The organism is Blautia sp. OF03-15BH (genome assembly GCF_003463065.1).
Classification (GTDB): Bacteria; Bacillota; Clostridia; order Lachnospirales; family Lachnospiraceae; genus Limivivens.
This window is the reverse complement of record NZ_QSCM01000006.1, coordinates 176,988-198,402: the sequence shown is the minus strand read 5'-3', so window position 1 is coordinate 198,402 and position 21,415 is coordinate 176,988. Positions and strand designations below refer to the sequence as shown.

Genomic DNA, 21,415 nt, shown 5'->3' with positions numbered 1-21,415 from the left:
CACTCCTTTGACAAAATGCACAACTTTTCCCGGTTTTCCACGTTTGAAATCCTTTTCAAAACATCTGTTCGAACAAAGTTATCCACATTTTCATTCTTGCGTTTTTGTGGGAAAAGCAGACTTATACACCAAGTTATCCACATTATCCACATTTTTTATCCCCAGTTTCATGGTTTACATAGGTTTTTCCGGAAACAAATGTTTTGTGTATTTATCATAATCGCCTTTTTTCGCTGTTTTTTTGCAGAAAAATCATTGTTTCATACATCAGAAAAAATCCCATTATTTTCTGACTATTTCACAGAGAGAAACACCGGATATTTTGCTCCGGAAACAGCCGCTCTTCTCTTTTGACCACAAAAAAACACCGGCGGGCAGGCTTTTTGGCCTGCCGCCGGTATCTCTTTTTTTAATCGGAGATCGGATCCCAGTAAGTCATAAATACATTGCCGGCTTCCTCAAAAAGAGCCGTACTGTCGTTGATCCCATAATAGAAGGTTTCGTTCTCTCCAGGATTCATCAGGATCGTATTGTATTCATCATAGCCTGCGATAATGACAATTCCCTGAGGGGTCTGCTCCGTCACGGGAGTCTTGGCCAGCACAGGAGTTCCCTCACTGACATAGTAGAGGACCGAATCCAGTGTACAGCCGCTCAGATCCAGTGCCTTCCTTCCGGTTCCTTCCTCAATAGCGGATACGTCCATGGAACCCTTGCGGATCACTTCCGGGAAAGTGCTGATATCCAGAGTCGTCTTGGTCACTTTATTTCCCCGCTCCCAGATGTTCTGAAGGTTGCCGTCAACCACCACACCCAGATTTTCATCTGCTGTCTCTACCGCTGTGCTGATCGCCGCACAGACATCGTAAAGCTTTCCTTTTGCATAGACATAGTAAAGCTCCTGCCTCTCGCCCGCATCCGGAAGCTGTACGCTTCTGCTGCCCTCCTGAATGGTTTCCCTGCTTCGGATGACCTTGGGCAGCGAACTGGTGGAAATGGAACTTCCCACAGTCAGGATCGTCTCGGTCTCTTTCCGGCTCGTGGTTTTGGTCGTCAGCCCTGCCTGCCCGCTCTCATTGGCACTGCTGCTGACAATATGATCCTCTGCCGCATCCACAAAGCTTCCGTCCGCCTGTTTCTCCACTCTGGTCATCGTCATCATTTTTCCCTCGATGACCGCATCGGTCACATAATTGTTTCCGGCAGTATATTCTTTTACCACTTCGCCGCTTCCGTTGACCAGTTTCAGTTCCTTCATCGGGAAAAATTCCCGGCCTTTATGCTCTGTATGGATATCCGAAGCATCCGCAATGCCATAGACGGCTGCCTCATCCAGAAAGCCAAGAAAGCGAAGACGTTCGGAATCCCCGCAGGAAATGGTCTGCTTCTGTCTGGTATCCAGATCCAGGATCGTAAGCACAGAGGCGTGATAAGCGTCTTCTCCTTCTGTCCAGGCAAAATACCGGCCGGATCCGGAGGAACCATAGCAGTCCTCCTTCAGTCCGGAAACCAGAAGCTCTGTCTGGCGCGTGGTCATATCAATCCCGTAAACACTGCCATCCACGCAGACATAAAAGTCATTTCTGTCTGCGGAAATATAGTTAAGCGCCTCCACGTCTTTTTTCAGAAGCTCATAATTCTGCTTCACCTCCACAAAGAGGCACTCGGTAATACTGGAATTTGTGGCATTGAAGTAATAAACAGCCACACCGGATTCGCCTTCGTGATCTCCCCGGTTCATGTAACCGCAGACCAGGAAATACATGTTTCCCGCCTCATCGATATTGACGATCTGAATATCATTCTGATCGTAGGTATCTCTGGCGTCAGAACGGTTTTCCTGCGGAAAACTGAAGACCTCTACCATCTTGTTTCCGGCTGCCTGATACTCCCACAATGCTCCCTGACGCACAAAGGCCACACAGTTACTCTTGAGATCACTCAGATATTCCACATCCCTGCCGGCGATCCCGAGATCAATGCCGGAGGACGTGATGACACCGGTGTTTTCCGGATTGAAGACCTCATTCACTGTCCGCTCGAAATCCAGCAGACGGATCCGTTCCTCCGTGTAAAGCATCCGGTAATACTCGGACACCGCATAGAGCTCCGTCTCATCGTTCTCGTTTTTGGCAGAGATCATATAGTCCATCACAATGGTAGCCGTGCTGTCATTGATCTCCTTCAGGCTCGGAGTTGGTTTGTAATACGCCTGCGGGCTCAAGGATCCCCAGCTCAGCTGATCCATGGTACAGTGGATATTCGAAAAAGCAAAGGTGGAATTATCTCCCTCTTCATTGGGCTCAATGTAGGCGGAAATAGATTCCAGATCATTCTTGTTCAGGCATCTTTCATAGAAGCCCATGGTGAAATCCAGATAACTCTCTGTATGGAGCCCGTCCTCATTGATGATCCTCGTATAATAATACAACACCTGACTTCCGGCGGTGAGCTTCAGCTTCAGCGCATATTCCGTATTGATGAGAAGGTCGTCCTGAAGACTCAGCGTCACATTCAGGCAGCCGTCCTCTTCCTCCGCCTTGTTGACCTTGGTATTTTCCAGTGTCCGGGAACCGTCAGCACTTAAGACCTCATAACTGATGTCGTTGATCTGATTCTTATAAGGATCGATGCGAAGCTTCAGCGTCCGGTCATTTTCCAGAGGTGTCAGCGTATCCCGCATGGCTGTCACATCCATCTCTTTGGTGTAGCCATGCAGGCAGTTCAGCAGACTGTCTCCGTTTTTCATATATACCAGCGGGAAAGAAGCCTCCGCCATGACCTCTGTCGTATCTGTGGTTCCCTGGTTCAGATACCAGGAAAATCCGACCACTGCCAGCACAAAGACCACTGCCAGCGTCAGAATGTGTATTATGATTTTTTTCATGCCCCTTATCCTCTCTTATCATCCAACAGCCGTTTCAGCGTCGGATCTACTCCTAAAAATTTCATACATGCGCCAAGTTCTGCTGACTTTGCCTTCCGGGAGCCCTTCACAGCCCGGATCAGAATGTTTTTCGGCGTATGTTCCATATCGATAAATTCCAGAATCTGCACCTCATATCCCTGTTCCTCCAGCACACCTGCACGGAGTGCATCCGTCACAAGAGCAGCCATCCGTTCCCGGATCAGACCATATTTCAGTACCGGTTCCAGCACCTCCTGATGGATCTGTCGGTTCAGCTCATGCTGACAACAGGGCACTGACAAAATGACCTTCGCTCCCCAGCGTACCGCCTTTTCCAGTGCAAAATCCGTAGCCGTATCACAGGCATGCAGCGTCACTACCATATCCACACGGTCTTCTCCCGTATAAGACGCGATATCTCCGGTCAGGAATTTCAGCTTGTCGTAGCCATAATCCTGTGCCAGCGCATCACAGTGCTCGATGACGTCCTCCTTTAAGTCCAGGCCGATGATGCGGATATCCAGACCATGCAGAACCTTCAGATAATAATACAAGGCAAACGTCAGATAAGATTTGCCGCAGCCAAAATCCAGGATCGTCACTTCCCGGTCTTTTGGAAGCTCTTCCCGGATATCCTCGACAAATTCCAGGAAGCGGTTGATCTGCCGGAATTTGTCATATTTGGAATGGACGATCTTTCCATCCGGAGTCATGACTCCCAGATCTACCAGAAAAGGCACCGGCGTGCCTTCTTCCAGAATATAACGCTTTTTCCGGTTATGGCTTAAGTCTGCCGGACGCATCTTCACCGGTTTTCGCTTTTCTTTGATCGTGACCTTTCCTTTCTTGCTGGTCAGTACAGAAACGGTCCGGTCTGTCAGATCCAGCTGAAGCTGGCCAAAATCATTCATGAGCCATTCCGTGATCTTTGAAATGACTGCTTCTTTTTCCAGATTTTCATGAAACTGCTGTTTTCCAACCTGGGCGGCTGTCTGAAAAAAAAGCGTTCCTTTCTGAAGTACCGGCCGGATCTTCACTCTGGATGGACCATCCTTTTTCCTGGCCGCACTCAAAACCGCCTGGATCAGCTGATCGGTCAGGCAGGCTGTCAGTGTATCATATAAATTTCCCATTAAAATTCCCCGTTTTCCTGTAACGGTTCAGCCTCATCGAGATGGTGCTGAATCGTTACCATTTCCTTATAATACAATAGAGCCGTGACAAACTCCACGACTCTATTGTAAAGGCTTTTTTTAAAAACTACAACCGTTTTTTCGAACTTCTGTATCAGCCTATAAAGCGGACGTTCACACCGCAGAAGTGGCCGAACTCTGGCCGCTGGTCAGGAACTTTATGCATATATTTTTATTGCATAAAATAATTTTTACTGTTATACTGTAAACATGAGTGCTGCCATAACGGTAGGCGATTAGTCCTTCGAAAGAGGGACTATTGTCTTTTTTATGTCCCTCTGATTACATAAGAAGCATTGGAAAGGAGGGCGATGCCATGAGTATCATTGACTTTATCACAGTTATAAGCTTCGGTTTAAGCTGTTTCAGCATTGGATATGCCCTTGGCAAAGATAATAAGGTACAAAAATAGCCGCCCCAAAGGTCCAGCAAACCAGGCGACTATTTTTGTGTCTGTATAACTAGGCTAACCGTCTATCGACAGCATCCTATCTACTTATTATAGTATCTCTTCCATCTTAAAATGTCAAAACTTTATTTCTCATGTGCCTTAGTCCCGCTTCTCCTCTCTTTCTGAGACCGCCTGATGCTTTACACCCTAGCGATTTCGCAAAATTTTTATGACAAAGATTATGCTTTTTGTGACCACTTCCGGCAGTTTCTTCTGCGGCAGCGCCGCCGGAACATCTCATCGACCAGCAGCGTCTGGATCAGGTCGCTGAGCCAGTTCTGCTCCGGTGGATAACGGCGGTAGGTTTCCCGGTTCATGGCCAGCGTTTCCTCTTTATCTTCCCCTTCCGGCGGCTGATATCGGTCCTTGACCGCTTCATAGATCCCGGCCGTCAGTTTCCGGACCATGACGGGATCCGGACATTCATCATACATCAGACTTCCTTCGTATTCCATCTGGTCACATACCTGCTCGATCTGTGGAAACAGTTCTTTTGCAAGATCCGGATAAAGTGTTTTCATCCGTTCCAGGTCGCGTTCTGTCTCGTGATCGTCTTCATAACAACAGAGAGGGGCTTCCCTCCGGCACCAGGAACAATTTCTCTCCATAGGATCATAATATTCCATCCGCTTCTCCTGAAAACCTCATCTCTACAGGATATGCATGCAGACCGCATTCCATACCCGCCTCAAAAGAAAAAAACAGCCACTTGCGGGCAAGCCCGCAGTGGCTGTTTCTTTTTTTCTCTTCTCACTACTCCGCATCCCACGCCACAGATTCGCGTGCCTTGCACGCTCTCGCTGCTTCGCAGCTTCTGTCTGTGGCTGGCGGGCATTCTGCCCGCCTTGAAATGAAGTCCCAGCCCCTTGCAGGCAAGCCCGCAGGTTCTGCTCCTTTATTTCAGGATGCTCAGAATTTTAATCATATAAGTTCTGAGCGATCTCGGGATCTTCCATGTTATCAGCGGTGTACCACTGGCATCCAGTGTCTACGTCGCCTACTTCCTCACCATTTGCTGCCATGGTCAGAAGGTCGATGACTGCTGCACCCATTGCTACAGGAGCCTGAGTGATTGCACCATACAGAGTTCCGTTCTTAACAGCTTCTTTGATAACGGTACCAGAGTCAAAGGTTACTCCAAGTACCTGATCCTCGCCGCTGCCCAGTTTCTGCAGGTTCTCGTTTCCGGTTACCATTGCTTCACCAGAATGCTGGTTGGAACCGTAGATGCAGATGGTATCTTCTTTGTTCAGCAGGGTCTGGCAGTCTGTTGCAGACAGCTCTGCAGTTACCTGTGACGGTACTGCTACATCAATGATCACTTTTGCATCGTCAGTAGCCTCTACTTTAGAGTCCTGAACGTATTTGTCATTTCCTTCTACGGTTACGGTGTGTCCATCAGCTGTTGCCAGCTCTGCGATCTTATCGATGAAGCCAAGACCTCTGTTAACGATAGACTCACTGGTTGCATCCTGACCCATAACACCGATACGAACAGAACCTTCAGCTGCTGCGATACGGTCTTTCAGTACTTCATAGGTCTTCTCTGCTGCCAGCTCACCAGCTGCATAGTTGTCGGTTGCTGCGTTTGCTACTACAGAACCTTCCGGAGCTCCCGGTACACCGGAGTCAAATCCTACGATGGGGATTCCTGCATCTTTTGCCTGCTGCAGAGCGTCATTACAAGCATCAGTACTCAGCGCTGCAAGACCGATTGCTGCCGGTTTTGCATTGATTGCACTGTTCAGCATCTGTACCTGGTCTGCGATATCGGACTCAGAGTTCGGTCCTACAAAGTTCATGGTAACACCGAGACGGTCAGCCTCTTCCTGTGCTCCTTTTAATACTGCCTGCCAGTACTGATGCTGGAAGCCTTTGGATACGATCTCGAAGTGGTAAGCCTCTTTTGCCTCTACATTGCTCAGATCTACAGAAGCTGCTGCCTCAGTCTCTCCCTCGCTTGCAAGCACGGGAACGGTGATCATGGATGCTACCATAGCGGTTGCCAGTAATGCGCTGATCATTTTGTTTTTCATTGTGAAAATCCTCCTTTTTTTCATTACATAGTTACTTCCCCTGATGCCGGTCCGGATTTCCGGCAGCATCTTTTATAACAGTCCAGGCCCCTGGGCTTTTGCCCTTTCTGAACGGTTATTCCTTTTAATCTACCACTACGCCCTTCTGGAGCATAATGTTTGCATACAGTGCACTCTCACCGGTGGCGATGATCGCATACACCTTTTTGGCTTCATCGTAAAATGCAAATCTTTCGATCTGTCCGATGGCCTCTGCACCTCTTGCATCGTGTTTTGCTACAATTTCTTTATAAGTATCCCAGATTGGTGTCTCCACCGTATCTCCGGGCATTACTTCCATCAGATTTACCGGATGCTCTACATAAGTATCCAGCGGGAACACTTCAAGAATGGCATCCAGAAGCTCCGGTACGCCATGTCCGTCACAACGGATCACGATCGCATCTTTTCCCATGGATTCTGCCGGAAAGTTACCATCAGAGATTACCAGACGGTCACTGTGTCCCATTTCACAGAGCACTTTTAAAAGCTCCGGAGATAAGATCTTTGGAATTCCTTTTAACATGTTTGCTTCCTCCAGTTGTCATTTTTTCGGATCGGGCTGCCGCTTTCAGCAGCCCGTCCACACACCACACTTTTTATGAAGTGAAAGCCTTAAAAAGGCCTGCTTCCATTTGTCGCCTCAAAATGAAGTCTCAATTCCTTGCGGACAAGCCCGCAGGCTTTCCTCCTTCATTTCAAGATGCTCTTACTTTTAGTCATACAGGTTCTGTGCAATTTCCGGATCGTCCATGTTGTCTGCTGTGTACCACTGGCATCCGGTATCCACATCTGCTACTTCCTCACCATTTGCTGCCATGGTCAGAAGGTCGATGACTGCTGCACCCATTGCTACAGGAGCCTGCGTAATCGCCCCGTACAGAGTTCCGTTCTTAACAGCTTCTTTGATAACGGTACCAGAGTCAAAGGTTACTCCAAGTACCTGATCCTCGCCGCTGCCCAGTTTCTGCAGGTTCTCGTTTCCGGTTACCATTGCTTCACCAGAATGCTGGTTGGAACCGTAGATGCAGATGGTATCTTCTTTGTTCAGCAGGGTCTGGCAGTCTGTTGCAGACAGCTCTGCAGTTACCTGTGACGGTACTGCTACATCAATGATTATTTTTGCATCTTTCACAGGTTCTACTTTAGAATCCTGAACGTATTTATCATTTCCTTCTACCGTTACGGTGTATCCATCAGCCTCTGCCAGCTCAGCGATCTTATCGATAAAGCCAAGACCTCTGTTAACGATGGACTCACTGGTTGCATCCTGACCCATAACACCGATACGAACGGAATCTTTTGCTTTTGCGATCCGATCCTTCAGTACCTCATAGGTCTTCTCTGCTGCCAGCTCACCGGCTGCATAGTTGTCGGTTGCTGCATTTGCCACTACAGAACCTTCCGGAGCTCCCGGTACACCGGAGTCAAATCCTACGATGGGGATTCCTGCGTCTTTTGCCTGCTGCAGAGCATCATTACAAGCATCGGTACTCAGTGCTGCAAGACCGATTGCTGCCGGTTTTGCATTGATCGCACTGTTCAGCATCTGTACCTGGTCTGCGATATCGGACTCAGAGTTCGGTCCTACAAAGTTCATGGTAACACCGAGACGGTCAGCCTCTTCCTGTGCTCCTTTTAATACTGCCTGCCAGTACTGATGCTGGAAGCCTTTGGATACGATTTCAAAATGATATTTCTCTTTTGCTTCTACTTTACTGAGATCAATGCTGCCTTTTACAGCTTCTGTCTCAGATTCTGCTTCTGTTTCTTTCTCAGTAGCCTTTTCGGTTTCCTTCTTGGTCTCTTTCTCAGTGGCCTTTTCAGTCTCTTTCTCGGTAGCCTTTTCGGTTTCCTTCTTGGTCTCTTTCTCAGTGGCCTTTTCCGTTTCCTTCTCGGTCTCTTTCTCAGTGGCCTTTTCGGTTACTTTCTCAGTCTCTTTCTCAGTAGCCTTTTCGGTTTCCTTCTTGGTCTCTTTCTCAGTCTCTTTCTCAGTGGCCTTTTCCGTTTCCTTCTCGGTCTCTTTCTCAGTGGCCTTCTCGGTTACTTTTTCAGTCTCTTTTTCTGTAGCCTTTTCCGTTTCCTTCTCGGTCTCTTTCTCAGTGGCCTTTTCGGTTACTTTTTCGGTCTCTTTCTCAGTAGCTTTTTCAGTTTCCTTCTCCGTTTCCTTGGAAACAGCCTCGGTCTCTGTTTCTACCTTCTTTTCAGTTTCTTTTTCGGTTTCCTTCTCTGTTTCTTTCTCGGTGGTTTTCTCAGTAGCTTTTTCTGTAGCTGCCTCTGTTGCTTTTTCGGTGGCTTTTTCCGTTACTGCCTCTGTTGCTTTCTCAGTGGCTTTCTCTGTAGCTGCCTCTGTTGCTTTCTCGGTGGCCTTCTCCGTTGCTTTCTCTGTAGCTTTTTCCGTTGCCGCCGTGGTTGCTTTCTCAGTGGCTTTCTCTGTTGTCTTCTTGTTGTTGCTGCTTCCGCAGCCGCCTACCATCGTTGCTACCATGGATGCACATAAAAGTGCGCTGATTACTTTGCGTTTCATCCTTCGAAATCCTCCTTTTGAAGGGCAGCGGAACCTCACATTCCGCTGTCGAAAAAATAAAAAGTGTGTGTGCTGCTGTGTTAGGCTAATTTTCTATTCTTGATCACGTCGATGAATACGGCGAGAATCAGAATCAGACCGGTGATGATCTGCTGCCAGTTTGCCTGCAGACCGATATACGGAAGGCCGGATTTCAGCATGGACATTACAAACACGCCGAGCAGGGTACCGAAAATGGAACCACAGCCTCCTGTCATGGAAGTTCCGCCGATGATAGCACCGGCGATAGCGTCAAGCTCAAGGCCTGCGCCGGTTCCGGGAGCGATAGAGGAAGAGAATACTGCCGCATAAGCAATTCCTGCGATTCCTGCAAACACACCGGAAATGATATAGGCTAACGCCTGATATTTTACCACATTTACACCAGAAAGTCTTGTTGCTTCTTTGTTACTTCCGATAGCGATGATATAACGTCCCGGTCTTGTCTTGTTCAGGAAAAGAGACATCAGGATAACAAAAATGACTACCCAGATGAATCCAACCGGAAGAAGAAGACCCGGTTTGTTGATCTTGAATAACATACGGAACCAGCCCTGCTCACTGGAAGCTGCCGGCCAGGTCACACTCATACCACCGGTGATGATGGAACCAAAACCTCTGGCCACCATCATCGTTCCCAGAGTAGCGATGAAAGGCGGAAGCTCCAGTACTGCAACCAGCACACCGTTAATACAGCCCATCAGAAGACCCAGAAGAAGTGTTCCGAGAATACCTACGATTACCGGCATGCCCTGACGGGTGATCAGATAACCGCCAAACAGTGCATAGCAGATCATTCCGGTACCGATAGACAGATCCACACCGCCTGTGATCAGGCAGAAGGTAACGCCAATCGCCATGAAGCTGATATAGTAAGAATAGTCGAAAATACTTACGATTGTCGGATATTTACGGAAGCCGGAACTCATAATGCTGAAAAATGCAAACAGAACAATGATTACCAGCAATACTACGATTTTTTGTGTACCCACTGCTTTTACAAGCGGATTGTTTGTAAAAGCATTTCCTTTTTTCTTATCTGCCATTTCTCTCTCCTCCTACTTCCGAAGCGTTGCCGCATGCATGATACGTTCCTGAGTTGCTTCCTCAATTCCGATCTCTCCGGTTACCCGGCCTTCACACATAACCATGATACGGTCACTCATTCTTAAAATCTCGGTCATCTCAGAGGAAATCATGATGATTGATTTTCCGGCTGCCACCAGTTCATTCATCAGATGATAAATTTCACTCTTTGCTCCTACATCGATACCACGGGTCGGCTCATCAAAGATCAGGATATCACAGTTTCTTACCAGCCATTTGGCGATAACCACTTTCTGCTGGTTTCCTCCGGAAAGGTTCACCACCAGCTGATCCACTGACGGAGTCTTGGTTTTCAGAGATTCCACATATTTCTGAGCAATGTCATTCTCTTTTTTCTTATTGATGAACGGTCCGTTTGTGAACTCATCCATGGTAGCCATGGTGGAGTTCTCTGCCACGCTCTTTCCTACAACGATACCATAACGCTTCCGGTCCTCAGAGAGATAACCGATACCATGTTTTACTGCATCCATGGGGTTCTTGATATCCACTTCCTGACCGTTTATGTAGATCTTTCCGCTCTCTTTCGGGTCTGCTCCGAACAGGGCTCTGGCAGTCTCGGTACGTCCTGCACCCATCAGTCCGGAGAAACCAAGGATCTCGCCTTTGTGAAGCTCAAAGCTTACGTTCTTTACCATTTTTCCTGCGTTAAGATTTTCAACCTTCAGGACTACCGGTGCATTCTTCGGAACATTGCTTTCTGTCTTCGGATCCTCATAAATAACACGACCTACCATCATGTTGATGATATCGTCTTTGGTAGACTCTTTTGTGATCAGAGTTCCTACATAAGAACCGTCACGCATAACGGTAACACGGTCTGTGATCACCTTGATCTCATCCATACGGTGAGAGATATAAACAATTCCCATGCCCTTATCACGAAGATCACGGATGATCTTAAAGAGCTCTTCGATCTCTGACTCTGTCAGGGCTGCTGACGGCTCGTCGAAAATAATTACCTTTGCATCATGGGAGATGGCTTTTGCGATCTCACACATCTGCTGACGGCCTACGGTCAGATTTCCCATTTTTTCTGTAGGATCGATTTTAATGTTCAAACGGTCAAAGAGCTTTGCAGCTTCCTTGTTCATCTTATCATCGTTGATGAGTTTTCCATTCATGATCTCACGACCGATGAAAATGTTCTGAGCCACAGTCAGGTGGTTCATCATATTTAACTCCTGATGCACGATCACAACACCTGCTGCCTGTGCATCACGGGGATTTGCGAATTCAATTTCTTTTCCCTCGTAGGTGATGGTTCCGGAGTCTTTCTTATAAATACCGGTCAGCACCTTCATAAGAGTGGATTTTCCGGCTCCGTTTTCTCCCATGAGGGCGAGCACTTCACCTTTTCTGATTTCAAGATCTACATGATCAAGGGCATGTACACCCGGGAAGGATTTGTCGATCCCTTTCATAGTCAAAATAACTTCGCCCATGTCTTCACCTTCTACCTTTCTGTTCTATCAATAACATCAGTTTTTCTTTCTTCTGCTTCGTACATCGGCAAATACTGCCACCAGAACGATGATACCTGTGATTACGTACTGGTAATCCTTCTGGAAGCCCATAGCCAGGATTCCTTCCTGAAGGAGGGAAATGATCATAACACCGATGATACTTCCGCCGATGGATGCAATGCCTCCGGACATGGACGTTCCGCCCATAACACAGCTTGCGATGGCATCATTGTTAAAGGTATCTCCAAGACCCGGGGAAACAATGGTGTAGGATCCCACGTAGGCGATGGCTGCGAAACCGGCCAGCGTACCACAGATCACAAAAGCCAGCATTTTCCATTTCTTTACATCAACACCAGAAAGTCTTACTGCTTCCTGGTTGCTTCCAAGACAGAGGATGTAACGTCCTGCTTTTGTGTTGTTGAGGATGATACCACAGACAACTGCTACAAGCAGGAGAATAATAAGACCTGTGGGGATATCGGTTCCACCCACATTCATTTTGATGAGGCTCTTATACCAGCCGCCTTCTGCACTGGACTGAGGCCAGCTCATAGCCTGTGTTTTTGTAAATACAGAACCAATACCTTTGGAAAGCATCATCACAGCCATGGAGGAAATAAAGGAAGGCAGTCCCATATAAGCCACCAGAAAACCACTGAAAAGTCCAAATACAAGACCCACCAGAATGGTGATGATCAGGCAGGCTCCCATAGGAACACCATCAACAAAAAGCTTTCCACCGATCAGAGCTGCACAGAACATGACAGGTCCGATAGAGAAATCAATCTCACCTGTTGCAATAACAAAAGTAACGCCCAGAGCCAGAAAGCCCAGGAAGTATGCATAGTTCAATGCACTGATGATACGTGAGTAGCTGACAAAACTCGGCTCGATGATACTGAACAGCAGATACATCAGAACCAGAACACCGCAAAGGATGATTCGGTTGAAGCCCAGTTTTTTTACAAGCGGACTGTTTTTAAAATTTTCCATTTCTCTTCCTCCATTCTCCAAGTGTTGCCGTATACATAATGACACCCTCCGTTTCTTCGTGAAAAGATCACCCTGCCTATTTCCGTACATTCCTTTTCGCCCCCGAAAAGCCCCCAATACATTTTTAGGCAGGTTGACCATTTCCTTGTGACTATAGCACTATTATATGGTGATTCTGAGAGAAAGAGAATGGGATATCTTCTGATGAAAGGGGAATATTTTACTTTTCATGGGATTTTTTACACATTAAATAAAAAATTTGCACAAAAAAGCCCCGCTTTCGCAGGGCTTTCTCACCTCTTAATCCAGGAACGGAAAGAGGAATTTCTGGTTTTCATCCGTGTACATATTTTCTTTTGTGATAAGCTCCGATCCGGAATCCACCATTTCCGGAAGGATCTCCCCCCGAAGGAGAAGCACCGTATTTTCCACACCAAGGTATCCCATGTTAAAGGGCTTCTGAACTACAATGGCATTGAACACCCCTTCTTCCAGCATCTGGACTTCTTCAATGGAACTGTCAAAGCCAACCATGAGGATCGAATCGGAAAGTCCCAGATCCCGGACCGCTTTTCCGGCTCCTATGGCACTATATTCATTGAGACCCACAAGGATGTTGATGTCCGGATGCTCTTCCAGAAGTGTTTTTGTCCGGTTGTATGCTTTTTCATAATTGGAATCGCAGTAAACGGTTCCCACGATATGTTCTTTCTCATCCCCCAGTCCTTCACAGAGGCCCTGGTAACGCTCCAGCGCAGTAGAAGAACTTTTTACATGGGATACCACGCCGATCACCGGATTTTCCGGAAGATGTGCCAGGATGAATTCCCCCATTTTCCTTCCGGCAGCCACATTATCCGTCTCTACCACGATCGACTGAAGGTTCTGATCCAGTTCAGAATCAATGAGCACCAGCCGGATCCCCGCGACAACGATGCGGTTCGCCGCCTCCGTGATCTCACTTTTACTGGAAGGCGAAAGGAGGATCGCATTCGGATTCATGGCGATGGCTTCATCAATGTAGCGCACCTGAGCTTCAAAATCCTGCTCGGAATCCGGCGCCAGGATCGTCAGATCCACATCATACTCGTTTGCGGCCATCTGGGCTCCTTTTAAAAGGGAAGTCCAGAAATCATTGGCATCATCCCGTGCTTTGGGTATATAGACTACCTGGATACGTCTGGCTGTGCTGGAACGGTTTACGATTATGATCCCTGCTCCCAAAACAAGGACAAGGATCAGGATGATGAGTCCAACTATATATTTTCCGTTATTTTTCATGACTCTTCCCCTTCCTCTGCGGGAATGATCACGGAAACTCCGGTTCCCATGCCCGGCATACTCTCATAGACCAGCCCGTATTCCTTTCCATAATAAAGCTGCAGACGGTTCTGCACATTATAGACTCCCACATGACTTGTTTTTTTCCTCTGTTTCTCCTTTGGTTCCGGTTTCTTTTCCAGGATATGCTTCAACGTCTCTTCATCCATACCCACGCCGTTATCCCGTATGGTGATGACCACCTTTCCGTCCCGGATCTCTCCCAGGATAAGGATCATCCCCTTCCCGTCCAGATATTTGATGCCATGATAAATGGCATTTTCCACCAGTGGCTGGATCACCAGTTTGACGATCTTCCGGTGAAGGACTTCTTCATCTATATCAATGATATATTCCAGCTGATCCCGGTAGCGGAGCTTCTGGATCGCCAGATAATTGCGGGTATACTCGATCTCCCGCTCTACTGTGACGATCTCATCCTCATTGCTGATGCTCTGGCGTAGAAGCTTTGCCAGTGCCGAAGTCATCTGCACCACTTCTTCATTTTTTCCACTCTCTGCCATCCAGATGATGGAATCCAGCGTATTATAAAGGAAATGCGGATTGATCTGTGCCTGAAGCGCCTGAAGTTCACTTTTTCTCTTCTGCTTCTGTTCACGGACATTTTCCGCCATCAGGTTCTGGATCTTCTCTGTCATAATATTGAAGGAATGGGTCAGACTTGTGATCTCATTGCAGCCCTCAGGACTTATCAGAGCCTTGTCAAACTCTCCCTTCTGCACATTTTTCATAGACTGTTCCAGTTCCTTGACCGGTTTTGTGATCTCACCGGAAAGCCACAACGCCAGAAGCAGAGAAAGGACGCCAAGGCAAAGTGCGATCAGCAGATAGAAAAACTGGATCTCGGAGCGATTCTTCATAAACTCCAAGACATCGGAAACACCGACTACAGACCAGCCTGTCTTATCCGATTTAAATACGGAATACAGCTGACGCCGCCCGTTTTGTGAGGTCAGGAAGTTCCCCGTCCCGTTTTCCAGCACCTCATCGATGAGCTCCGTTTTCATGCCGCTGTACAGCAGCTGCTGCTTTGGATGATAAATAATCTTTCCTTTTTTGCCCACGATAAACAGGTAGCTTTTGCTCCCCAGATTCACATTGGTACAAAGCTCCTGAATGGAACTGTAGTTCATGTCTACAAAAAAGATCCCATCTACCTCATGCGTTTCCGGATTGAGCAGCCCTTTACTCAAAGTGATCACCCACTGATATTTTCCCTCAATAGCATTCTGGACATGCGAAGCGGAGATCACCGCTTTTCCTTCCGCCTCCATCGTATCCTGATACCAGGGCATACTGGCAAGATCCACGTACGGATTGCGTGTATCCGTTCCTCTATTGATGAGGGTCCGCCCGTTTTTTGCAAAAACAGCAATGTTGCAGATATCAGACCGGGCATCCATCAGCGTGACAAACTGCTCCTGAATCCGTTCCCGCATCATGATATGCTCCATCCGGTCAAAAAGATAATCGGAGAGTTCCGGATTGTTCGTAACAATGTCCATGATATTTTCCATATAGCTGATGTAGGAATCGATATCTCCGTTCACCTGCTCCACCAGCTGGATCGTATAGGACTCTGAATTTTCCAGGATCGTCCGCTCCGTATAATTCAGAGAAAACAGCAGAAAGATCAGAAGTGCCACCAACGTGATCGCCATATAAGAAAAGATCATCGCCCCCCGTATGGTTCGGAATCTGGAAAGGATCCGTAAGGGAGACTTTCTTTCCCCGCCCATTACTTCCGCACCTTTCTGGCATACTCTGTCGGCGTCATACCCGTAGCCTTTTTAAAGATATTTGAAAAATAATGGGGATCGCTGTAGCCCACATCGCAGGCGATCTCATAATTCTTTCTGGATGTGTTTTCCAGAAGAAATTTCGCTTTTTCCACCCGTTTTCTGGTCAGGGCTTCAATAAAGGTTTCACCCGTATAATTTTTAAAGATCGAACTGAAATAGCTGGTGCTCATGGCCAGATGGGAGCAGACAGAATTCAGGGTCACATCTGTATCTTTATAATGCTCCTCAATATAATACAATGCCCGGAGTGCCTGCCGTTTACAGTAGCTGTCCTTCTCATCCCGGAAATTCTCTGCCAGACAGGAACAGAAAGCGATCAGTACTTCCTCTACTTCCGAAAGATGATTGCGTGCATAGACCGTATTCATCAATTCTCTTTCTTCTTTTAAGATCTCTTCGTCATTCAATGCAGCCAGATCCAGTTCATTCATAACAGAAAGGATCAGATTCTGTACATGAAAGATACTCCTGTTTCTGGTCAGGCAGGATTTTCTCAGTGCAGAGGTAAAGGCTCTGATCTCTTCGCTGACATCCTCTTTTTTTCCACTTCGGATCGCCAGACAGATCCGGCTTACATATTTCGGAAGCTCACCGCTGACCAGATCCTGATTTTCCGGAAGTTCGCGCGCATAGATCACCTGATCTCCACCCAGGACAAATTTATATTCCAGTGTACGCCGTGCTTCCTGAAATGATTTTTGCAGCTCCTGCAGCCTTCCCGTTCTGCCTCCCAGACCGATCGTGCAGTGGATCTTCAGGAAACGGAAGATGTTGTCGTGAATCTCCTCCGTCACCCTCAAAGCCAGCCCTTCGATTTCCTCATCTCCTGAAAAAATCAATACCGTGCGTTCATCCACATCCTGAAAGCTCACTCCCGCCTGGTAAAAATCCATGATCTCTGCAGAAATATTATAAATGGCAAAGCAGGCCAGATCGCTTTTGTACTCATCCGACTGTTTCAGAAAAGGCATCAGATCATCACCTGTCACCAAAGCAGTCATAAAGTATTTTCCATCCAGTTTGATCTGATAATCGTTGAGTTTTTCCTGTATTTCCTGCTCTCCTACATTTCCCATCAGAAGGCTGTTCAGAAAACGTCCCCTGAGGATCGGAAGATTACTCATATAAGCCCCGCGTATCCTTTTCATATCCGATTTCTGAAAACGTTCTTCATCCAGCTTTTCCTTTACCCGTGTCAGTGTCTGAGCCAGTTCTTTGGCCGTAATGGGCTTCAGGATATAGTCCATCACCTGATACTTTACTGCGGTCTTGGCATACTCAAAGTCATCGTAACCGCTGATGATAATGACCTTGACCCCTCTGTGATGCTCATAAAGATAGCGGGTCAGTTCCATACCGTCCATGTAAGGCATGCAGATATCCGTAAGAACCAGATCTGCTTCCTCCTGATCCAGCCGTTCCATTGCTTCCCTGCCGTTTTTGCAGGTTCCCATAAGCTCATAGCCCAGTTCCTTCCAGCGGGTGTTCTCACTGATCGCTTCACGGATCAGCGCCTCATCATCCACCAGCAATACCTTATACAAAAATAACCCTCCCTTGTTTTTGCAGTTCCCCAATCATGTGTGTTTGTTCGCATTGCACTTCTGTACGGAAGCCGTGCAGTTTTTTACCCCAACTGATACCTGCGAATTGCTCCGCTGCGAAGTAGCTCTGGCATCATTGTATCGTATAACGAGGCAAATTACAATGACAGGATGTCAAAGGATGCCATTCCTGCAGATTTACATTTTTCGCCTGGCATGGTACGATGGAATACGGATCCGGGCTTTCCCGATCTTACGAAACGATAGGAGGATCAGAGATGAATCTGTTATATGAAGATAAAGACATTCTTGTAGTAGAAAAACCTGCCGGGATCCCGGTGGAGACCAGCCGGATCGGCAGCAAAGACATGGTCAGCCTTTTAAGGAACCATCTGGCGGAAACAGTAAAAAACCCTCAGGACGGCATCCCCTATCTCGGTATGATCCACCGGCTGGACCAGCCCGTACAGGGTGTCATGGTTTTCGCCAAGAACCCGAAGGCGGCCGCTTCTCTGAGTAAAGAAATCGCTCAGAATGAAATGAAAAAAACTTACCTGGCCGTTGTGGAAGGAAAAGCAAAAGAAGCCGAAACACTCACGGATTTTCTTCTGAAGGACGGCCGGACAAATACTTCCCGAAAGGTGCCAAAAGGAACCAAAGGAGCGAAAGAAGCCCGGCTTTCCTATGAATGCCTGAAAATACTGGAAACTCCGGATCCTGGGCAGCCCGTACTTTCTCTCGTCCGGATTCATCTTTTCACCGGACGCCACCACCAGATCCGGGTACAGATGGCCTCTGCCGGACTTCCTCTCTATGGAGACCGAAAGTACAATCCGGTCTCTGCCGGTCCTACTCTGGCTCTCTGCGCCTTTGAGCTCACCTTCCGCCATCCTTCCACCAGAAAAAGTATGACCTTCTCCTGCCAGCCCGCCGGAGAGATCTTTCGGAGGTTTTAACGCATAAAAGAAGCCCATTTCCGGGTGATAAGGAAATGGGCTTCTGGGGGGTGCTTATATATTTAGAAGAAACTTCTTGCACAGCAGGGTGTCCGGTAATTGATACTGGATACCGTGATTCCTGTGCTCGGATTGCTGGCATGTACCACCTGACCGTTACCGATATACATGGTTACATGACCGATTCCGCCGCTTCCCTGATAGAAGAGAAGGTCACCGGGCTGGATGGAATCCAGACTTACCGGAGTACCTACCGTAGACTGAGATGCTGCGGTACGGGGAAGGCTTACGCCAAAGTTTGCCATTACAGATAATACAAAACCGGAACAGTCTGCTCCATTGGTCAGGCTGGTGCCGCCGTATACATACGGATTTCCTACAAACTGAAGTGCATAGCTTACAACGCTCTGACGGATGCTGGAAGAACTGGAGCTGCTTCCGGAACTGCTGCTGTCGGAAGAAGAACTGCTGTCGGAAGAACTGCTGTCACTGGAGCTGCTGTCACTGGAACTGCTGTTGTTGGAACCGTCATCATAGTTATTATCCTGCTGATTCTGCTGGGCTTCCTGCTCTGCTTTCGCTGCTGCCTCTGCCTCTGCCGCTGCTGCCGCTTCCGCCTCTGCCTGCTGGCGTGCTGCTTCTGCTGCTGCCGCTGCTTCCATGGCTGCCGCTGCTGCCGCATCAGCCTCTGCCTGGGCCTCCTCTGTCCAGTTCTGATCTGCCTGATTCTGTGCATCTACTGCTGCCTGCCATGCGTCAGCTGCTTCCTGCTCCTTCTGCTGTGCATCCTGCTCCTGGCTGGCTGCACTTGCCTGAGAAGCTGCTGCTGCCTCTGCTGCTGCCTGTGCATCTGCCGCTGCCTGCGCTTCCGCTGCCGCCTGCGCCTCTGCTGCTGCACGCGCTGCTTCTTCGGCTGCGATACGTTCTTCCTCTGCCTGGGCTTCCTGTGCCCATACAGATGCTACAGAAGTATCCTGTGCCACATATGCGATCTGGTCTGTCAGATCCTGTAATTCGTAATCATATTCCTGCTCACCGGCAAGCATCTTGGCCTCTGCCAGTGCTGCATTTGCCTGATCTGCAGCATAAGCTGCTTCATTTCCATCGGCTGCATTCATTGCCGCATAAGCTGCTTCCTGCATCTGGGTTGCTTTATCAAGAGCTGCCTGAACAGCTGCTTTTCTGGCCTCTGCCTGCTCTACAGACTCTGCTTCCACAAACTCGGTATCGCAGTCTACATATTCTTTGGAAACATAACCTTCCACATCATCATCTACTGCAACCTTTACCCAGTCACCGTTATCCTCCAGGACTCTCAGCTTCTCAGAATCACCGACCATGGAGATCGCCTCGGAATTGCTGTCTGCAGAAGAACGAACCATCAGAGTCTGGGTTCCCTCCTTTACAGTAGCCATATCGGTACCGACTTCCTTTGCCAGCTCCTCAGCCTGACTTCCTGTCACAAAATAATCAGAGCTCACATATCCGGTCACGTCTCCGGATTTGATAAGGTACCAGCCATCATCGGTCTTACCAAGGATCTCTGCCTTACAGTTATTATAAAGTTTTCCGACAACATTGCCGCTCTCTGTGCTGGCTGCGTCACGGATATTTACATACTCATCTACCTGTGCGATGGCCACGGTATCATAACCGCTTGGTGCCACCTTTACAACTTCTTTCGTCTGCTGACTCTCTGTAATCTCTGCTCCCATACCGGCCAGTGCAGAATCCAGTCCGGAAGCCATAGTCACCACCCCAGTACTTCCAAGAACCATTGCGCCGGTCATACAGCAGGCCGTCAGTTTCATTAACACGCTTCTTTTCATTATAGATATCACCCTCCGTATCAGTCTCCACCGGACTTTCCCAAAAAGATTTCCGGTTTTTAACTGATTTGTTACATAATTGTTAATTTTACTAGGGGTATCATAACAAATTCAGCCTTGTTTGTCAACAGCAATTCATATCTTTTTCATTTCTTATGCATTTTCCGTAAGATAATCCTGCGCGGAATTTATGGCATCCGCCCCGTCTGCCACAGCAGTTACAATCTGTTTCACAGGTTTGGTCCGGAGATCACCTGCCGCAAAAACACCCGGCAGATTTGTTACACAATCTTCCCCTGCCTTAACATATCCGAATCCGTCCGTTTCCACCTGATCTTCTCCAAGGATCCCGGTCACCTCGAAATCCCGGATCACTTCCATGTCCGTCCCCCCTCACCCGCCGCTTAGTACTCCGCGCACTTGAAGCGGGGGAATGCTTATCTGCAGTAAAAATTTTGTGAATCATAAATCAGTTGACAAACGATAAGATCCGATATATTATATTTATATTAGTAATCATTACTGTTCTTATATATAGAACCTCCCTCCAGAAACAAACCGTTTTCTTCTATATTATAAAAGCCTCTGCGTTGGGAAGGTAATTTTACGGAAGGAGAAAATATATGGCAAACCTGAAAAGAAGCAAACAAAGAGAATCCATCAAAGCCTTTCTGGCAACCCGGACAGATCATCCCACTGCCGATACCATCTATATGAATATCCGGCAGGAATTTCCAAACATCAGTCTGGGAACGGTCTACCGAAATCTGTCTCTTCTGTCAGACCTTGGTGAGATCATGAAGATCACCACAGACGGAGGGGCTGACCGTTTTGACGGCAATACCAACCGGCATCACCATTTCATCTGTACCAGATGTCACCGTGTCATGGATCTGGATATGCCGAATATCGATGAAATTATGGAAAAGGCTCAGAAATGCTGTACCGGTCAGATCCAGAACTATGTGACACATTTCTACGGAATCTGCGGAGACTGCATTGAGAAGAGCTGATGCGTCTTTACAACAGAAAAAGATTCTCAACTTTTTTCAAAAAACTATTGACGAACCAAAAAAATTGTGCTATTTTAATATCAGTAATCATTACTGATTTGATTACAAAACGAGCCTGACAGCACAGGGCTTTCAGGCACCGAGAATATCTGAATCTGAAAAATATCA

Annotated in this window: 16 protein-coding genes; 2 read left to right on the top strand and 14 right to left on the bottom strand. The window is 47.6% G+C overall.

The annotated features are described in order from the left end of the window. Nucleotides 1-409 precede the first annotated feature (409 nt). The 12 genes from DXA57_RS08930 to DXA57_RS08875 form a co-directional block, all read right to left on the bottom strand. Nucleotides 410-2,887, bottom strand: coding sequence for a hypothetical protein (locus DXA57_RS08930; RefSeq protein ID WP_117766722.1), 2,478 nt, complete (start codon nt 2,885-2,887; stop codon nt 410-412). A gap of 5 nt (nt 2,888-2,892) precedes the next feature. Further along, the gene (locus DXA57_RS08925) at nt 2,893-4,041 is read right to left on the bottom strand and encodes a class I SAM-dependent methyltransferase (RefSeq protein ID WP_117766720.1); all 1,149 of its coding nucleotides are present in this window, start codon (nt 4,039-4,041) and stop codon (nt 2,893-2,895) included. 690 nt (nt 4,042-4,731) lie between these two features. Beyond that, complete coding sequence (locus DXA57_RS08920) at nt 4,732-5,178, bottom strand: hypothetical protein (protein ID WP_243005754.1); 447 nt, start codon at nt 5,176-5,178, stop codon at nt 4,732-4,734. 291 nt (nt 5,179-5,469) lie between these two features. Next, nucleotides 5,470-6,588, bottom strand: a complete 1,119-nt coding sequence (locus DXA57_RS08915; RefSeq protein WP_117766718.1) for a substrate-binding domain-containing protein — start codon at nt 6,586-6,588, stop codon at nt 5,470-5,472. A gap of 124 nt (nt 6,589-6,712) precedes the next feature. Next, nucleotides 6,713-7,153: an RbsD/FucU family protein gene (locus DXA57_RS08910; RefSeq protein ID WP_117766716.1), complete on the bottom strand. Its 441-nt coding sequence runs from the start codon at nt 7,151-7,153 to the stop codon at nt 6,713-6,715. Between the two features lie 189 nt (nt 7,154-7,342). Further along, nucleotides 7,343-9,154, bottom strand: coding sequence for a substrate-binding domain-containing protein (locus DXA57_RS17310; protein WP_243005753.1), 1,812 nt, complete (start codon nt 9,152-9,154; stop codon nt 7,343-7,345). 80 nt (nt 9,155-9,234) lie between these two features. Beyond that, on the bottom strand, nt 9,235-10,239 hold the full coding sequence (locus DXA57_RS08900) for an ABC transporter permease (RefSeq protein ID WP_117766714.1): 1,005 nt from the start codon (nt 10,237-10,239) through the stop codon (nt 9,235-9,237). A gap of 12 nt (nt 10,240-10,251) precedes the next feature. Next, nucleotides 10,252-11,745 carry a sugar ABC transporter ATP-binding protein gene (locus DXA57_RS08895; RefSeq protein WP_117766712.1) on the bottom strand — a complete coding sequence of 498 codons (1,494 nt, stop codon included), beginning with the start codon at nt 11,743-11,745 and terminating at the stop codon, nt 10,252-10,254. A 36-nt stretch (nt 11,746-11,781) separates the two neighbouring features. Next, entirely contained in the window at nt 11,782-12,762 is a 981-nt protein-coding gene (locus DXA57_RS08890) for an ABC transporter permease (protein ID WP_117766710.1), read from the bottom strand. A gap of 300 nt (nt 12,763-13,062) precedes the next feature. Beyond that, nucleotides 13,063-14,043 (bottom strand): substrate-binding domain-containing protein, encoded by a 981-nt coding sequence (locus DXA57_RS08885; protein ID WP_117766708.1) that lies wholly within the window; start codon nt 14,041-14,043, stop codon nt 13,063-13,065. Then, nucleotides 14,040-15,842, bottom strand: coding sequence for a cache domain-containing protein (locus tag DXA57_RS08880; protein ID WP_117766706.1), 1,803 nt, complete (start codon nt 15,840-15,842; stop codon nt 14,040-14,042). Before DXA57_RS08880 ends, DXA57_RS08885 begins: the two co-directional genes overlap by 4 nt. Continuing rightward, a complete protein-coding gene (locus tag DXA57_RS08875; protein WP_158571274.1) occupies nt 15,842-17,449 on the bottom strand; it encodes a response regulator in 1,608 nt (535 codons plus the stop codon). Before DXA57_RS08875 ends, DXA57_RS08880 begins: the two co-directional genes overlap by 1 nt. A 278-nt stretch (nt 17,450-17,727) precedes the next feature. On the opposite strand from DXA57_RS08875, the gene DXA57_RS08870 reads away from it, so the two are divergent. After that, nucleotides 17,728-18,405 (top strand): RluA family pseudouridine synthase, encoded by a 678-nt coding sequence (locus DXA57_RS08870; RefSeq protein ID WP_117766702.1) that lies wholly within the window; start codon nt 17,728-17,730, stop codon nt 18,403-18,405. 62 nt (nt 18,406-18,467) lie between these two features. Here DXA57_RS08870 and DXA57_RS08865 read toward each other — a convergent pair whose 3' ends face one another. Both DXA57_RS08865 and DXA57_RS08860 read right to left on the bottom strand, forming a co-directional pair. Beyond that, on the bottom strand, nt 18,468-20,234 hold the full coding sequence (locus tag DXA57_RS08865; protein ID WP_117766700.1) for a C40 family peptidase: 1,767 nt from the start codon (nt 20,232-20,234) through the stop codon (nt 18,468-18,470). A gap of 153 nt (nt 20,235-20,387) precedes the next feature. Next, nucleotides 20,388-20,615 (bottom strand): NAD(P)/FAD-dependent oxidoreductase, encoded by a 228-nt coding sequence (locus DXA57_RS08860; protein WP_117766698.1) that lies wholly within the window; start codon nt 20,613-20,615, stop codon nt 20,388-20,390. Nucleotides 20,616-20,857: 242 nt separating this feature from the next. On the opposite strand from DXA57_RS08860, the gene DXA57_RS08855 reads away from it, so the two are divergent. Further along, a complete protein-coding gene (locus DXA57_RS08855) occupies nt 20,858-21,247 on the top strand; it encodes a Fur family transcriptional regulator (RefSeq protein ID WP_117766696.1) in 390 nt (129 codons plus the stop codon). The last annotated feature ends 168 nt before the right edge of the window (nt 21,248-21,415 follow it).